This window comes from Intrasporangium sp., assembly GCF_036566125.1.
Lineage (GTDB): Bacteria > Actinomycetota > Actinomycetes > Actinomycetales > Dermatophilaceae > Intrasporangium.
Genome location: NZ_DATCWX010000256.1, coordinates 1 through 12,409, shown reverse-complemented (window position 1 = coordinate 12,409; position 12,409 = coordinate 1). Strand labels below are relative to the sequence as shown.

The window sequence follows — 12,409 nt, the reverse complement described above, 5'->3', positions numbered from 1 at the left end:
GGGCGCCGCCCGACGGCCGATGCGCTCCCGCTTCGACCGGCGCGACCGTGGTGTGACCGGCGCGAGGCGTCGGCACCGACCCGAAAGGAATCACCCATGTCAGCGCTGATCGAGACAACCACCTCCACCGACGCCGAAGGCCGCAGGCGCCCGTCCTTCGCGGTGGCCGCCGGGGCCATCGCACTCCTGCTCGCGCCCGTCTCGGGCTGGGCCGCCGGGACACTGGAGTCCCTTGCGCTCGACGGCGCCAGCCCGACCTCGGACCCCGCAGCCTTCTTCGCCTCGATCGCGGCGAACGGCGGACTGTGGAACACCTCCGGCGTGCTGCTGTTCGCCATGACCCTGCTCACGCTGGCCTGGGTGCCCGCGGTCTGGCGCCTGACGGTCGACCGGTCTCCGCGGTGGGCCTGGACGGCCGCCGTCATCGGCACTCTGTACGCGATCGGGCAAATGGTTCACCTGGTGTCCTGGGGCGTGCTGAATGACGCGTTGGCGGCGTCGGCCGAGACATCCGCAGCGCTGGCCGTCATCGGGGCCTTCGAGTCGTCCTCGTTCTTCATGCTGGTCTTCGCGCCCTACCTGCTCGGCGCCCTGCTCGCGGCTCCGATTGCCGCGGTCGCCCTCCGGCGGGCGCGGCTCCTTGGCGTCTGGTCGGTCGTGGTCATCGGGGCCGCGACGATCGCGGCCGTCATGCTCGGCACCGACAACCTCATCGGAGCGGCGGTCTACTCGGTGCTGCTGATCACCGGTCTCACGCCAGCCGTCGTGCGGGTGCTTCGCGACCGCGCCTCCTGAGGCGGCGGGCTCCCGTCGGCAGCAATTGCGTGATAGAGCATGGGTGGACGGACTCTGGGAGGAGTGTGGATGGCGAAGAAGAAGTGGTCGGACCTGACGACTGCGCAGCAGGCGGTCATTCTCGTGGCCGGATCGGTCCAGCTCGCGCTGGCCGCGACTGCGTGGGCCGACCTTGCGACCCGGGATGCGAGTGAGATCAGCGGCAGCAAGGGGAAGTGGGCCGCGATCATCGCGGTCAACTTCGTCGGACCCCTGACGTACTTCGCCAAGGGGCGCAAGGGAATCAGGACGGCCTAGCTCACCCGGCTGTGGCATGGTGGTCGGGTGACCTTGGACGATCTGGTCCGGTTGCGGCGCGCGCGAGACGCGATGGACCGCGACTACGCCAGCCCCCTTGACGTGGCGGCCCTAGCGCGCGTCGCCCTGATGTCACCCGGCCACTTCTCGCGCAGCTTCCGCGCTGCCTACGGAGAGACGCCGTACAGCTATCTCATGACGCGCCGGATCGAGCGGGCCAAGGCGCTGCTGCGCCGCGGTGACCTGTCCGTGACTGACGTGTGCTTCGCCGTCGGGTGTACCTCGTTGGGCTCGTTCAGCTCCCGGTTCACCGAGCTCGTCGGCGAGAGCCCCAGCGCCTACCGCGCGCGCGACCACGAGGCGAGTGCTGCCATCCCGCCGTGCATCGCCAAGCTCCACACCAGACCCGTCAGGAACGGAGAAGCGAAACCCGCTGCGCGACCGTAGGTTGAAGCGCATGAACATCACGCTCTCGACCTGCTTCATCGCCGTCGACGACCACGACAAGGCCCTCGCGTTCTACCGCGACGTGCTCGGGCTCGAGGTCCGCAACGACGTCTCCTTCGAGGGGATGCGCTGGGTGACCGTTGGCTCGCCGTCCCAGCCCGACGTCGCGATTGTCCTCGAGCCGCCCCTCGCCGACCCCAACGCCTCCGCGAAGGATCGGGAGGTCATGGCCGAGCTGCTGGCGAAGGGGTTGCTGCGCGCCGTCATCTTCTCCACCGATGACGTCGACGGCACCTTCGAGCGCATCAGTGCGGCTGGTGGCGAGGTCCTCCAGGAGCCGATCGACCAGCCCTACGGGGTCCGTGACTGCGCCTTCCGGGACCCGGCCGGCAACATGCTCCGATTCAACCAGCCGCGCACTCGCTGACCCTCCGGCCGGACTGGGGCTGCCGCCGCCAGCCGCGGGCGCCGAGGTGCCACAGGTAGGCCAGGGCTCCTCCGGGGATCTCGCACACGAAGGTGAAGAAGCTGAAGAGCAGCACGCCTGCGACCGAGACCACCGGGTCCCCGCCGAGGGCGATGAGCACGGCGGCGGTACCGGTCTCGGCGAAGCCGGTGCCGCCGGGGGTGAGGACCACGGTCGTCAGCATCCGGCCGCACGCGTAGGCGGCGGTCACCTCGGCCCAGCCCAGATCGCTTCCGACGGCTGCGAGGCACGCCCACATGAGCACGCCCTGGAGGACGAGGTAGGCGAGCATGCCGACGACGAGTCCGCCGCGGCCACGCTTGAGCAGCTCGACGGCACTGACCCGCTGGCTCGCCAGCGAGGTCTCCAGGCCCTCGGGCTCGGGCCGGCCGGTGAGCCGGGCGAGCGAGCCAGCGGCCCGGACGAGGACGGCGATGAGGCGAGCAGCGAAGCGGTCGCTCGCGAGAGCGGCGACGACGAGGGCGACGACGAGGGCGCAGACTGCTGCGCCGACGCCCGCGGCGACGAGCATGGGGCCGCTGACCCGGGCCCCGACGACGAGCAGCGCCACCAGCCCGGCGAGCGGGAGGGCGAGCCGGGCCAGGAGGTTCCAGATGCCGGTGACCGCCGTGTAGAGACCGATGGCGCGGTGGGTGAAGCCGTACTGCCTGGCCATCGTCCAGGTGACGCCGACCCCGACCGCGCCGCCGAAGGGCACGAGGTTCGAGGCGCCGCTGCCAACGAGGTTGAGCACGAAGCCCTGGCCCTTGCTCAGACCGGGCAATGATGCCGCGAGGACGAAGGAGTAGGCCCAGAGCCCGATCAGCCAGAGCGCGGTGAGACCGGCGAGCTGCCACAGCGACACGGAGGCAAGGGCCTTGGTCGCCGACTCCCAGGAGGCGCCGGTGACCGAGGGAAGGACGAGGACGAGCAGGGCCACGAGGACCGTCAGGGAGACACCGACCTGCAGCGCTCGGCGGACCGGGAAGGCCGAGCGTGACGTCACGGCGCGCTGCGGCTGCTGCACGTCACGGCGCAGGTCGGGCCGCACGTCGGGCATCAGGGTCTGCGTGGTCATGAGGGGCGCGCTTTCGAGATCGGCTTCGGAACTGCAGGAGGTGCTGGCGACACCGTCTGATACACAGCTGCTCCTGGGTTGGTTCCTGTGGCCACACCTCCACCCTTCGCCTGATCGCAGCTGCGCGACATTGGGGTCGCCCCCGGTCCTCGTCAGGGTTTCCCCTGCACTTCCGGCATCAGCGACGTGCGTACGCGGGGGAACGATCGGAGGTGGTCTCATGACAGAGCACGACCCAGCCGTCCCTTGCGACCGCGTCGGCGCTGACGAGCTCCGCCCGGGCGACCCGACGCCGGGCATGACCCGTCAGGTGGCGCTCCACACCGGGGGCATGTGGTCCGGCACCGTCGACACCGAGGCAGGCGCCACCAGCGGCTGGCACCACCACGGCGACCACGACACGACGATCTGTGTCGTCTCGGGCCGGATGCGGCTCGAGTCAGGCCCGGGTGGGCAGGCGGTCATCGAGGCGGGGCCCGGCGACTTCGTCCGCGTGCCCGCGGGCGCGGTCCATCGTGAGTCGAACCCTGGCGACGACATCTCGCACGCCGTCATCGTCCGCTGCGGCCACGGCACCCCGACGATCAACGTCGAGGGACCGGCGCCCGCCTGACCGAGCGCTACCTCGCCTCGGGATCGGGCTGGTGGATGGCCCAGGCTGCTCCTCACCCGGCGGTCAGGACACCGTCTCCTCCGCGGCCGACTCCAGTCCTGCAGAGTCGGTGATGACGACGTCGCGGCCCCGGACCGTGATGAGGCCTGCGTCCGTGAAGGCGGCCAGCTTGCGGCTCAGCGTCTCCGGCGTCGTGCCGAGCAGAGAGGCGATGTCCTTTTTGGCCAACGGAAGGCGGACCACGAGCCGCCCGTCCTGGTGCTTCGCGGGCAGGCCCATGAGATAACCGGCGAGGCGGGATTCGACGTCAGCCGAGGTGAGGTCCGCGATGAGCCGCTCGGCAGCGTCGAGCCGGCTCGTCACCGTGTGCAGCATCCGCACCGCGATGTCGGGGTACTGCGCCACGAGGGAGCCGAGGTCGGAGTGGTCGAAGCTGCACAGCTCGACGTCGGCCAGCGCCGTGGCCCAGTCGTCCGGCCGGGACCCGGTCACAAACGCCGTCTCGCCGATGAAGTCACCCGGCTCGAGGACGCGGAGGAGCTGCTCGTGGCCATTCGGGGCGAGGTGGCTGATCTTGACCCTGCCCTTGTGGACGACGAGCAGGTGCGAGACGTCATCGCCGGGGCGGTGGATCGTCTCGCCCCTCTTGCGGCGGATCGGCCTGGCGTGCGTGGCGACCTCGTCCTGCTCCTCGGGCGACAGGCCCTTGAAGAGCGGCACGATCGCCACGCACGACGTTCCAGGCCGATGACTCACAGTGCGGGCTCCTTCTCCTGGGTGCGGGCGGCCGGCGCGTCGACGTCTTCCGCGACTGGCGCGTCAACCTCTTCAGTGCTCGCAGCAGCCTCGCCCCTCGAGCGCGGCCCGTCGAGCCGGACCAGCCGGAGGGCGTTGAGGATGACGAGCAGGACGCTGATCTCGTGGACCAGCATGCCACCGGCCAGCTGGATGACCTGGAGCAGTACCGCGGCGACGAGCAGGGACACGGTCGCCAGGGCGAGGGCGGTGTTCTGCTTCATGACCCGCACCGTGGCACCGGCCACCCGCCGGGCGTGGGCGAGCTGGTCGAGCCGGTCGGTCATGATGACCACGTCGGCGGTCTCCATGGACACGTCGGTCCCGGCGCCACCCATGGCCACCCCGACGTCTGCCGTCGCGAGGGCGGGTGCGTCGTTGACTCCGTCACCGACCATGACCACGCGTCGGCCCTGGGCCTTGAGGTCACCGACGATGCCTGCCTTGTCGGCGGGGAGGAGTCCAGCGTGCACCTCGTCGATGCCGAGCCGCCCGGCCACCAGACGGGCCGTGTGCTCGTTGTCCCCGGTGAGCATCGCGATGTGCCGTATGCCGCCCTCCCGCAGCTGTGCGATCGCGCTCGCTGCCTCCTCGCGCACCTCGTCGGCAATGCCGATGAGGCCGGCGTGCCGTCCGTCCACGGCGACGTGCACCACCGTGGCGCCCTGCTGCTCGAGCTGAGTCGCCTGCTCCAGCGCGTGCGCCTTCGTGGCGACTCCGCGCTCGGTGAGCAGTCCGGCACGACCCGCCATGACGACGTGCCCGTCGACGCGGGCCTGCAGACCCAGCCCCGGGACCACGTCGACGTCCGAGAGGTCCGTGCTCAGCGGCATACGGCGTGATGTGGCCTCGGCGACGATGGCGCGCCCCAGGTGGTGCTCCGACGTCGACTCCAGCGAGGCCGTGAGGCCGAGCAGCTCCTGCTCTGGGAGGTCACCGAAGGTGTGGACGGAGGTGACGACCGGCCGGCCCACCGTCAACGTGCCGGTCTTGTCGAGCACGAGGGTGTCGACCGTGGCGAGGTCCTCGAGTGCCTCGCCGTCCTTGACGAGGACACCGTGCCTGGCGATGTTGCCCAGGCCAGCGACCGCCGCAACCGGGACGGAGATGACGAGGGCACCGGGGCAGGCGATGACGAGGAAGGTCAGCGCGAAGGCGAGGTCCCGGGTCCAGGCGAGGACGATGACCGCGACGACGATGATGGCGGGCGTGTAGAACTGGGCGAAGCGCTCGAGGAAGCGCTGACGCCGGGTCCGCGACTCCTGGGCCTCCTCGACCAGCTCGATGATCCGGGCGAAGGTCGTGTCGTCGCCGACGTGGTCGGCCTCTACCTCGAGGTAGCCGGCCTCGGCGACGGTGCCGGCGAAGACGCGGTCCCCCGGCTCCTTGCGCACCGGCACGGATTCGCCGGTGATGGACGCTTCGGTGACCGACGCGGTGCCGGACGCGACGATGCCGTCGACGGCGATCCGCTCGCCGCTCGTGACAATGACCGTCTCGCCGACCTCGACGTCGTCGGCGTCGACCGTGACACGCTCGCCGTCGCGGACGACGGTGGCACGCGTCGGAGCGAGGTCGACGAGCTCGCGCAGCGACGCGCGGGTGCGTTCGAGGCTGCGCGCCTCGAGCCAGGCACCGAACAGGAAGAGGAACGAGACGACTGCCGACTCGACGTACTCACCGATGATGAGCGCCCCGATGACCGCGATCGTGACGAGCAGGTCGATGCTGAAGGCCTTGGCGCGCAGGGCAGCCCAGGCCCGGACCGCGATGGGGAAGCCCGCCAGGACGCTGGCCGCCACGAGGGCCACGTCTCGCCAGACCGTCCCGATCGGGGCGGCGAACTGCGCCGCCCCCAACGCCAGGACGAGGAGCACGCCCGAGACGAGCGCGATGCGGCTCCTCGTCCGCTGGGTGATGGTCAGGGCCATGTCAGGCCACCTTGGTGGACAGGACCGGGTAGCCGAGACCCGTCACGACCTCGGCGAGCTCGTTGGCCGAGACCTGGTCCTCGTCGAACGTGACCTTGACCTTGTTGGAGTTGAACAGGACCGACACGTCCTCGACGCCGGGGGTGCGTCCGAGGGCGCCCTCGATCTTCTTGACGCAGCTCGGGCAGGTGAACGGCTCGGTGGTGAGGCGGGCGGTACGCATGGCGGACTCCTTCGTGTCGCGTGGTGCGGGTTGCCCGGGAGATTCCCGGACACCCTGACTTCATCGCGAAAGAGCCGCGCCCGCCTTGACGCAGATCAAGCGTGCGATCCGCGCGATCGAGTGAACAACTTCTGGCCCGGAAGCTGTTCAGTCGATTGGAGCGGAGGGGTCCGAGGGGTCCGCCACCAGTGTGGAGGCCCAGTCGGGGACGTACTTCGAGACCGCGATGGGAGGGCGCTGGTAGCCCGTGCTCGGCAGTCGCTTGGGCAGCTCGACCTTGGGATGCTCGTCCAGATCGCTGTCGTACGGGAGGGACGAGAGCAGGTGATGGATCATGTTGAGCCTGGCCTGCTTCTTCGAGTCGGAGGCCACGTGGTGCCACGGCGCCAGGGGCGTGTCCGTGTGCACCATCATCTCGTCCTTGGCGCGGGAGAAGTCCTCCCAACGGGTGATCGACTCGAGGTCGATGGGTGAGAGCTTCCACTGCCGGAGCGGGTCGTGCAGGCGCTTCCGGAACCGCTCGAGCTGCACCTCGTCCGACACCGAGAACCAGTACTTGCGCAGGTGGATCCCGTCGTCGATGAGCATGTGCTCGAAGATCGGGCACTGCCGCAGGAAGCGCTGGTGCTGCTCGGGAGTGCAGAAGCCCATGACCTTCTCGACTCCGGCGCGGTTGTACCAGGAGCGGTCGAACAGGACCATCTCGCCCGCAGCCGGTAGGTGCTCGATGTACCGCTGGAAGTACCACTGGGTCTTCTCCCGCTCGGTGGGCGCGGGCAGGGCGGCGATTCGGGCGGCGCGGGGCGACAGGTACTCGGTGATCCGCTTGATCGTGCCGCCCTTCCCAGCGGCGTCGCGGCCCTCGAAGACGACGACGACCCGCGACCCCGTCTCCTTGATCCACGTCTGCAGCTTGCCCAGCTCACCGTGGAGCCGGTAGAGCTCGGCCTCGTAGACCCGGTTGGGGAGCTTGGTCGTCCGGAACCCAGTGGCCTCGGACACCTCGTGGGGTGCGGCCGCGTCCTTGGGCGTCATGCAACGAGGCTAGTCCCGTCCAGACGCCGAGCAATGGCCAACGGCGTGCCCGACTGAGTCAGAGCAGGTCCGTCAGCTCGCTGCTCGCGTGCTGACGGACGTGCTCGAGAGCATCTTGGGCGGTTCGGGCCTCCCGGGCTCCCGAGGCCAGCTTCCGGCAGTCGGCCAGCGAGTGCACGGACAGGGCGAACCGCACGACGGGGACCTTGCTCGGGGCCATCGAGAGGCTGGAGGTGCCCAGCCCCACGAGGACCAGGGCGAGCAGCGGGTCGCCCGCCGACTCACCGCACACCCCGATCGGGCGACCGGCGCGGTCGGCACCCTCGCAGGCGGCGGCGATGACGTCGAGCACGGCCGGCTGCCATGGGTCGAGCAGCTCGGACAGCGCGCCCTGCATCCGGTCCGCCGCCATGGTGTACTGCGCGAGGTCGTTCGTGCCGAGGCTGCCGAAGTCCACCTCTGCGAGCACGTCTCGCGCACGTAGCGCGGCGCCGGGCACCTCGATCATGACGCCCGCCTTGGGCAGCCCGTTCTCGCGGACGCGTCGGGCGAACCAGGCAGCCTCCTCGGCGGTGGCCACCATGGGTGCCATGACCCGCACGTCGGCGCCGGTCTCGCGTGCCGCGATGGCCAGTGCCTCGAGCTGCGCGTCGAGCAGCTCGGGACGCTCGGCCGTCAGGCGCAACCCGCGGCGGCCGAGCGCGGGATTCTCCTCCGGCCCGAGGTCGGCGAAGGCGAGGGGCTTGTCCGCGCCGGCATCGAGCGTCCGCACGACGACCCGGCGGTCTCCGAAAGGCCCGAAGACCCGTCGGTAGATGTCCGCCTGCTCGCTGACCGTGGGCGCCTTCGAGGCAGAGAGGAAGACGAACTCGGTCCGGAACAGACCGACCCCTTCAAGGTCGAGGGCTCCGGCCGCAACGGCGTCCTCCACCCCGCCGATGTTGGCGAGCAGGGAGACCTGCTTGCCGTCGCGCGTCAGTCCCGGACCGGAGTGCGTCGCAAGCGCCTCCTTGCGTCGCTCGCCCCTGACCCGCTGGGCCTCGACGAGTGCGGAGTCCGGGTTGATCGTCACTTCGCCCGCGTCACCATCGAGCGCAACGTGGACGCCGGCCGGGATCTCCGTCGCGCCCGGCAGCTGCACCACGGCCGGGATCCCCATCTGCGCGGCAAGGATCGCCGTGTGGCTCGTCCGCCCCCCCGCCTCGGTGATGAGGCCGACGACGAGCGCCCGGTCGAGCGTTGCCGTCTCGGCTGGAGCGAGGTCTTCGGCGACGACCACGCTCGGCACCGTGATCTGCGGGACGCCCGGCGCCGGAACCCCGAGCACCGCCGCAACGGCCCGGGACCCGACGTCGCGCAGGTCCGTCACGCGCTCGGCGAAGAGCCCGCCGAGCGCCTCGAACTGCGCGGCGTACTCCTCGACGGCTCCGGCGATGGCGTGAGCCGGACCACGACCGGCGTGGATCAGCTTGCCCGCAGCCTTGGCCAGCCCCTTGTCGCGGGCGATGAGCGCCGTCGCCTTGAGGATCTGCTGGCCCGTGTCCTCAGCCGTGGCGGCCCTGGCCTCGAGCGACTGGGCGACCGTCTCGAACGCGGCCTTGACGTCGGCCAGGGCGGCCTCCGCGTCGACGGGTGCAGGCTCGTCGGCGGGCGGACGGACTGGTGGCGCAACCTGCACCACCGGTCCGTGCGCCGTTCCCGGGCTGACACCGATACCGTGCCTGGTCTCGGACGCAGACATGTCGGCTACTCCGCGTCGAGGTCGCGCGACAGCAGCGCGACCAAGGAGTCGAGGGCTGCATCGGCGCCGTCGCCGTCGGCGGTGAGAACGACCTCCTCGCCGAACGTGGCACCGAGCGCCATGACGCCGAGGATGCTCGTCGCGTCGACCGGGTCCTCTCCCGGGCGGGCGATCTCGACATCGAGGCCCGTGTTGCTCGCCGCCTCGACGAAGAGGGCGGCGGGACGGGCGTGCAGCCCGACGGACGAGGCGATGGTGACGGTGCGCATTGCCATGGGAGTGCTCCTTGTGTTCGGGGCGGGCAGGGTCGGAAGTGGGTCAGACGGTCGCGCTGGCATCGACGGCCTCGAGGTTGCGGTCGCGGGACTTGAGCGTCACGACGATCGCGGTCATGACGAGGACACCTACGGCCAGGGCGACGAGGAAGAGCAGGAAGTTGCCGATGAGGGGCACTACCCAGATGCCGCCGTGCGGCGCACGCAGCGTCGCGCCGAACGCCATGACGAGGGCGCCGGTCACGGCGGAGCCCACGACCGAGCTGGCGATGATGCGCACCGGGTCAGCAGCGGCGAACGGGATCGCCCCTTCGGAGATGAACGAGAAGCCAAGCAGCCAGGCGGCCTTCCCGTTCTCACGCTCCGGCTCGGAGAAGAGGTGCGGGCGGACGGTGGTCGCGAGGGCCATCGCGAGCGGGGCCACCATTCCGGCGGCCATCACAGCGGCCATGATCTTCAGCTGCGGCGCGTCGGTCACCGTCCCGGCAGCGGCCAGACCACCCGTGGCGAAGGCGTAGGCGACCTTGTTCACCGGGCCGCCGAGGTCGAAGCCCATCATCGCTCCGAGGATGATGCCGAGGATGATCGCGCTCGCCCCAGACATTCCGGTGAGCCAGCTGTTGAGCCCGTCCGTGAGCGCCTTGATGGGACGGCCGAGGACGGTGATGAACAGTCCGACCGTGATGAATGCGGAGACGAGCGGGATGACGACGACGGGCATGACGCCGCGCACCCCCTTTGCGACGTTCCAGCCGGACACCCACCGGGCGACGAGGCCGCCGACCAGGCCCGTCACGAGACCACCGAGGAAGCCGGCGCCCATGGTGGCCGCCACCGAGCCGCCGACGATGCCCGGGACGAGACCCGGACGATCGGCGATCGCGAAGGCGATGAACCCGGACAGGATCGGCACGAGGAAGCCGAACGAGGCGCCCCCGATGACGAAGAGGAGCGCGGCCCAGGACGTGAGGCTGAGCGGGTTGAAGTTCTGCGCGATGTTGTACTGGCCCTCGGCCGTGAGGCCGTACTTGACGATCTCGATCGCGCCCTGCTCCCCGAGCGCGACCTGGGCGAGCATGAACGACAGGGCGATGAGAATGCCACCCGCGGCGACGAACGGGATCATGTAGGACACGCCCGTCATCAGCCACTGGCGGACCTTGGTCGCGGTGCTCGCGCCCTCCTCGACCTTCGAGACGTGTCCGCCTGACGGGCCGGCGGCGGCTGCAGCAGCCGCCTGTGCCTTGCTCGGGTCGGCCTCCCACTCGGCCACGAGCTGCTCGGCCCGCGCGACCAGCTCGGGGCCGTCGGAGATGCCCTTCTTCACGCCGACGTCGACCGTGGGCTTGCCGGCGAAGCGGCCGACGTCCTTGACGGGCAGGTCATGGGCGAAGATCACGGCGTCGGCCGCAGCGATGTCCGCGGCGGGGATCGGCTTCGAGCCCGCGGAGCCCTGGGTCTCCACGATGATGGTGTGCCCGGCGGCCTTGGCGGCGTTCTCGAGGCCCTCGGCGGCCATGTAGGTGTGGGCGATTCCCGTCGGGCACGACGTGACACCGATGAGACGCAGGCCGCGCCGGGTGGCCGTGGCCGTGTCGGTGGCGGTGGCGGTTGAGACCACGGGAGCAGCAGAAGGTGCCGTATGCCGCTCAGCCGGCTCAGCGGCATACGCCTCCTTTGCCTGTGGCTGGGTCGCGGGCGGCGCGTCGAGCTGGACCTCGTCGCTCACGATGCGCACGACCTCTTCCTCGGACGTTGCTGCGGCGAGCGCCGCCTTGAAGTCCTTCTTCATCAGGGCTCGGGCGAGCTTCGGCAGCATCTGCATGTGGGCCTCGCCGCCATGCTCCGGCGCGGCGATGAGGAAGACGAGGGTGGCCGGGCCGTCCTTTGCGCCCCAGTCGATCCCGTCAGTGGCGCGGCCGAACACGAGCGACGGCTCTGTGATCGCGGCGCTGCGGGCGTGGGGGATGCCGATGCCGCCGGGCAGGCCGGTCGCCATCGTCTCCTCGCGCTTTCGCACGTCGGCCAGGAAGGTGTCGAGGTCGGTGCAGCGCCCCGTGGCGACGAGACGCTCTGCGAGAGTCCTGGTCGCCGCGTGGCGGTCGGCACCGGTGAGGTCGAGGACGACCTGCTCTGCGGTGATGAGGGACATGGTGGTTCCTTTCGGCACTTCAGTGAGCCAGGGATCGGGTCAGGTCGGGGGTGTGGCTGAGCTCCACGGGGATGCCCAGGAGGTCCGCGGGGGACGGCACGCGGCTCCCGGGGAGGGTGACGGCCGCAGCGCCCCAGAGGACTCCCATCGAGAGGGCCTCTCCGGTGGTGCGGCCACTTGACAGCCCGTGGAGCAGGCCGGCGAGCATGCAGTCGCCGGCGCCCACGGTGGACAGGGGGGCCGGGATCGTGGCCCGAGCATGGAGGACCTCGGCGTCGGTGACGAGGAGCGCTCCGTCAGCGCCGAGGCTGACCGCGACGACCTCGATGCCGGCCGAGATGAGGTCCTTGGCCGCGCGGTAGACGTCGTCGAGGGTCGGCAGTGAGTGCCCGACGAGCTCGGCGAGCTCCTCGTGGTTCGGCTTGATCAGGTGCGGCCGCGCCGCGACCGCAGCCGCCATGGGAGCGCCGGACGAGTCGATCGCCACGCGCCCGCCGCGAGCTCGGACCCGGTTCACGAGGGCGGCATAGAGGTCCGCGGGGGCACCCGGGGAGAGGCTGC

Annotated in this window: 14 protein-coding genes; 5 read left to right on the top strand and 9 right to left on the bottom strand. The window is 70.6% G+C overall.

Going from position 1 to position 12,409, the window contains the following annotated elements:
* The first annotated feature begins 96 nt into the window (after positions 1-96).
* From VIR15_RS15860 to VIR15_RS15845, 4 genes are all read left to right on the top strand, one after another.
* Positions 97-795 (top strand): hypothetical protein, encoded by a 699-nt coding sequence (locus tag VIR15_RS15860; RefSeq protein WP_331929449.1) that lies wholly within the window; start codon positions 97-99, stop codon positions 793-795.
* 69 nt (positions 796-864) lie between these two features.
* Positions 865-1,092, top strand: coding sequence for a hypothetical protein (locus VIR15_RS15855; RefSeq protein WP_331929447.1), 228 nt, complete (start codon positions 865-867; stop codon positions 1,090-1,092).
* 72 nt (positions 1,093-1,164) lie between these two features.
* Positions 1,165-1,539 (top strand): helix-turn-helix transcriptional regulator, encoded by a 375-nt coding sequence (locus tag VIR15_RS15850; RefSeq protein WP_331929451.1) that lies wholly within the window; start codon positions 1,165-1,167, stop codon positions 1,537-1,539.
* A gap of 10 nt (positions 1,540-1,549) precedes the next feature.
* Positions 1,550-1,966, top strand: coding sequence for a VOC family protein (locus VIR15_RS15845; RefSeq protein ID WP_331929445.1), 417 nt, complete (start codon positions 1,550-1,552; stop codon positions 1,964-1,966).
* Here the strand turns inward: VIR15_RS15845 and VIR15_RS15840 are convergent.
* Positions 1,944-3,083 (bottom strand): lysylphosphatidylglycerol synthase domain-containing protein, encoded by a 1,140-nt coding sequence (locus VIR15_RS15840; RefSeq protein WP_331929443.1) that lies wholly within the window; start codon positions 3,081-3,083, stop codon positions 1,944-1,946. The two genes, VIR15_RS15845 and VIR15_RS15840, sit on opposite strands and share 23 nt — an antisense overlap.
* Before the next feature lie 220 nt (positions 3,084-3,303).
* Between VIR15_RS15840 and VIR15_RS15835 the strand changes: the two genes are divergently transcribed.
* A complete protein-coding gene (locus tag VIR15_RS15835; RefSeq protein WP_331929441.1) occupies positions 3,304-3,696 on the top strand; it encodes a cupin domain-containing protein in 393 nt (130 codons plus the stop codon).
* 63 nt (positions 3,697-3,759) lie between these two features.
* Here the strand turns inward: VIR15_RS15835 and VIR15_RS15830 are convergent, their stop codons facing one another.
* From VIR15_RS15830 to VIR15_RS15795, 8 genes are all read right to left on the bottom strand, one after another.
* Positions 3,760-4,425: a Crp/Fnr family transcriptional regulator gene (locus VIR15_RS15830; RefSeq protein WP_331929439.1), complete on the bottom strand. Its 666-nt coding sequence runs from the start codon at positions 4,423-4,425 to the stop codon at positions 3,760-3,762.
* A 23-nt stretch (positions 4,426-4,448) separates the two neighbouring features.
* Positions 4,449-6,422: a heavy metal translocating P-type ATPase gene (locus tag VIR15_RS15825; RefSeq protein WP_331929437.1), complete on the bottom strand. Its 1,974-nt coding sequence runs from the start codon at positions 6,420-6,422 to the stop codon at positions 4,449-4,451.
* A gap of 1 nt (position 6,423) precedes the next feature.
* On the bottom strand, positions 6,424-6,645 hold the full coding sequence (locus tag VIR15_RS15820; RefSeq protein ID WP_331929435.1) for a heavy-metal-associated domain-containing protein: 222 nt from the start codon (positions 6,643-6,645) through the stop codon (positions 6,424-6,426).
* A gap of 147 nt (positions 6,646-6,792) precedes the next feature.
* Positions 6,793-7,680 (bottom strand): polyphosphate kinase 2, encoded by an 888-nt coding sequence (gene ppk2 / locus VIR15_RS15815; RefSeq protein WP_331929433.1) that lies wholly within the window; start codon positions 7,678-7,680, stop codon positions 6,793-6,795.
* 58 nt (positions 7,681-7,738) lie between these two features.
* Entirely contained in the window at positions 7,739-9,421 is a 1,683-nt protein-coding gene (gene ptsP, locus VIR15_RS15810; protein ID WP_331929431.1) for a phosphoenolpyruvate--protein phosphotransferase, read from the bottom strand.
* Between the two features lie 5 nt (positions 9,422-9,426).
* Complete coding sequence (locus tag VIR15_RS15805; RefSeq protein ID WP_331929429.1) at positions 9,427-9,696, bottom strand: HPr family phosphocarrier protein; 270 nt, start codon at positions 9,694-9,696, stop codon at positions 9,427-9,429.
* 43 nt (positions 9,697-9,739) lie between these two features.
* Positions 9,740-11,848, bottom strand: a complete 2,109-nt coding sequence (locus VIR15_RS15800) for a PTS fructose transporter subunit IIABC (RefSeq protein ID WP_331929427.1) — start codon at positions 11,846-11,848, stop codon at positions 9,740-9,742.
* A gap of 19 nt (positions 11,849-11,867) precedes the next feature.
* Positions 11,868-12,409 (bottom strand): 1-phosphofructokinase family hexose kinase (locus VIR15_RS15795; protein ID WP_331929426.1); only part of this gene is annotated, 542 nt, incomplete at its 5' end.

Bases quoted from the DNA above. Each gene is read 5' to 3' on its own strand.
- VIR15_RS15860 (WP_331929449.1), top strand. From the start codon at position 97: ATGTCAGCGCTGATCGAGACAACCACCTCCACCGACGCCGAAGGCCGC.
- VIR15_RS15855 (WP_331929447.1), top strand. From the start codon at position 865: ATGGCGAAGAAGAAGTGGTCGGACCTGACGACTGCGCAGCAGGCGGTC.
- VIR15_RS15850 (WP_331929451.1), top strand. From the start codon at position 1,165: ATGGACCGCGACTACGCCAGCCCCCTTGACGTGGCGGCCCTAGCGCGC.
- VIR15_RS15845 (WP_331929445.1), top strand. From the start codon at position 1,550: ATGAACATCACGCTCTCGACCTGCTTCATCGCCGTCGACGACCACGAC.
- VIR15_RS15840 (WP_331929443.1), bottom strand. From the start codon at position 3,083: ATGACCACGCAGACCCTGATGCCCGACGTGCGGCCCGACCTGCGCCGT.
- VIR15_RS15835 (WP_331929441.1), top strand. From the start codon at position 3,304: ATGACAGAGCACGACCCAGCCGTCCCTTGCGACCGCGTCGGCGCTGAC.
- VIR15_RS15825 (WP_331929437.1), bottom strand. From the start codon at position 6,422: ATGGCCCTGACCATCACCCAGCGGACGAGGAGCCGCATCGCGCTCGTC.
- VIR15_RS15820 (WP_331929435.1), bottom strand. From the start codon at position 6,645: ATGCGTACCGCCCGCCTCACCACCGAGCCGTTCACCTGCCCGAGCTGC.
- ppk2 (WP_331929433.1), bottom strand. From the start codon at position 7,680: ATGACGCCCAAGGACGCGGCCGCACCCCACGAGGTGTCCGAGGCCACT.
- ptsP (WP_331929431.1), bottom strand. From the start codon at position 9,421: ATGTCTGCGTCCGAGACCAGGCACGGTATCGGTGTCAGCCCGGGAACG.
- VIR15_RS15805 (WP_331929429.1), bottom strand. From the start codon at position 9,696: ATGGCAATGCGCACCGTCACCATCGCCTCGTCCGTCGGGCTGCACGCC.
- VIR15_RS15800 (WP_331929427.1), bottom strand. From the start codon at position 11,848: ATGTCCCTCATCACCGCAGAGCAGGTCGTCCTCGACCTCACCGGTGCC.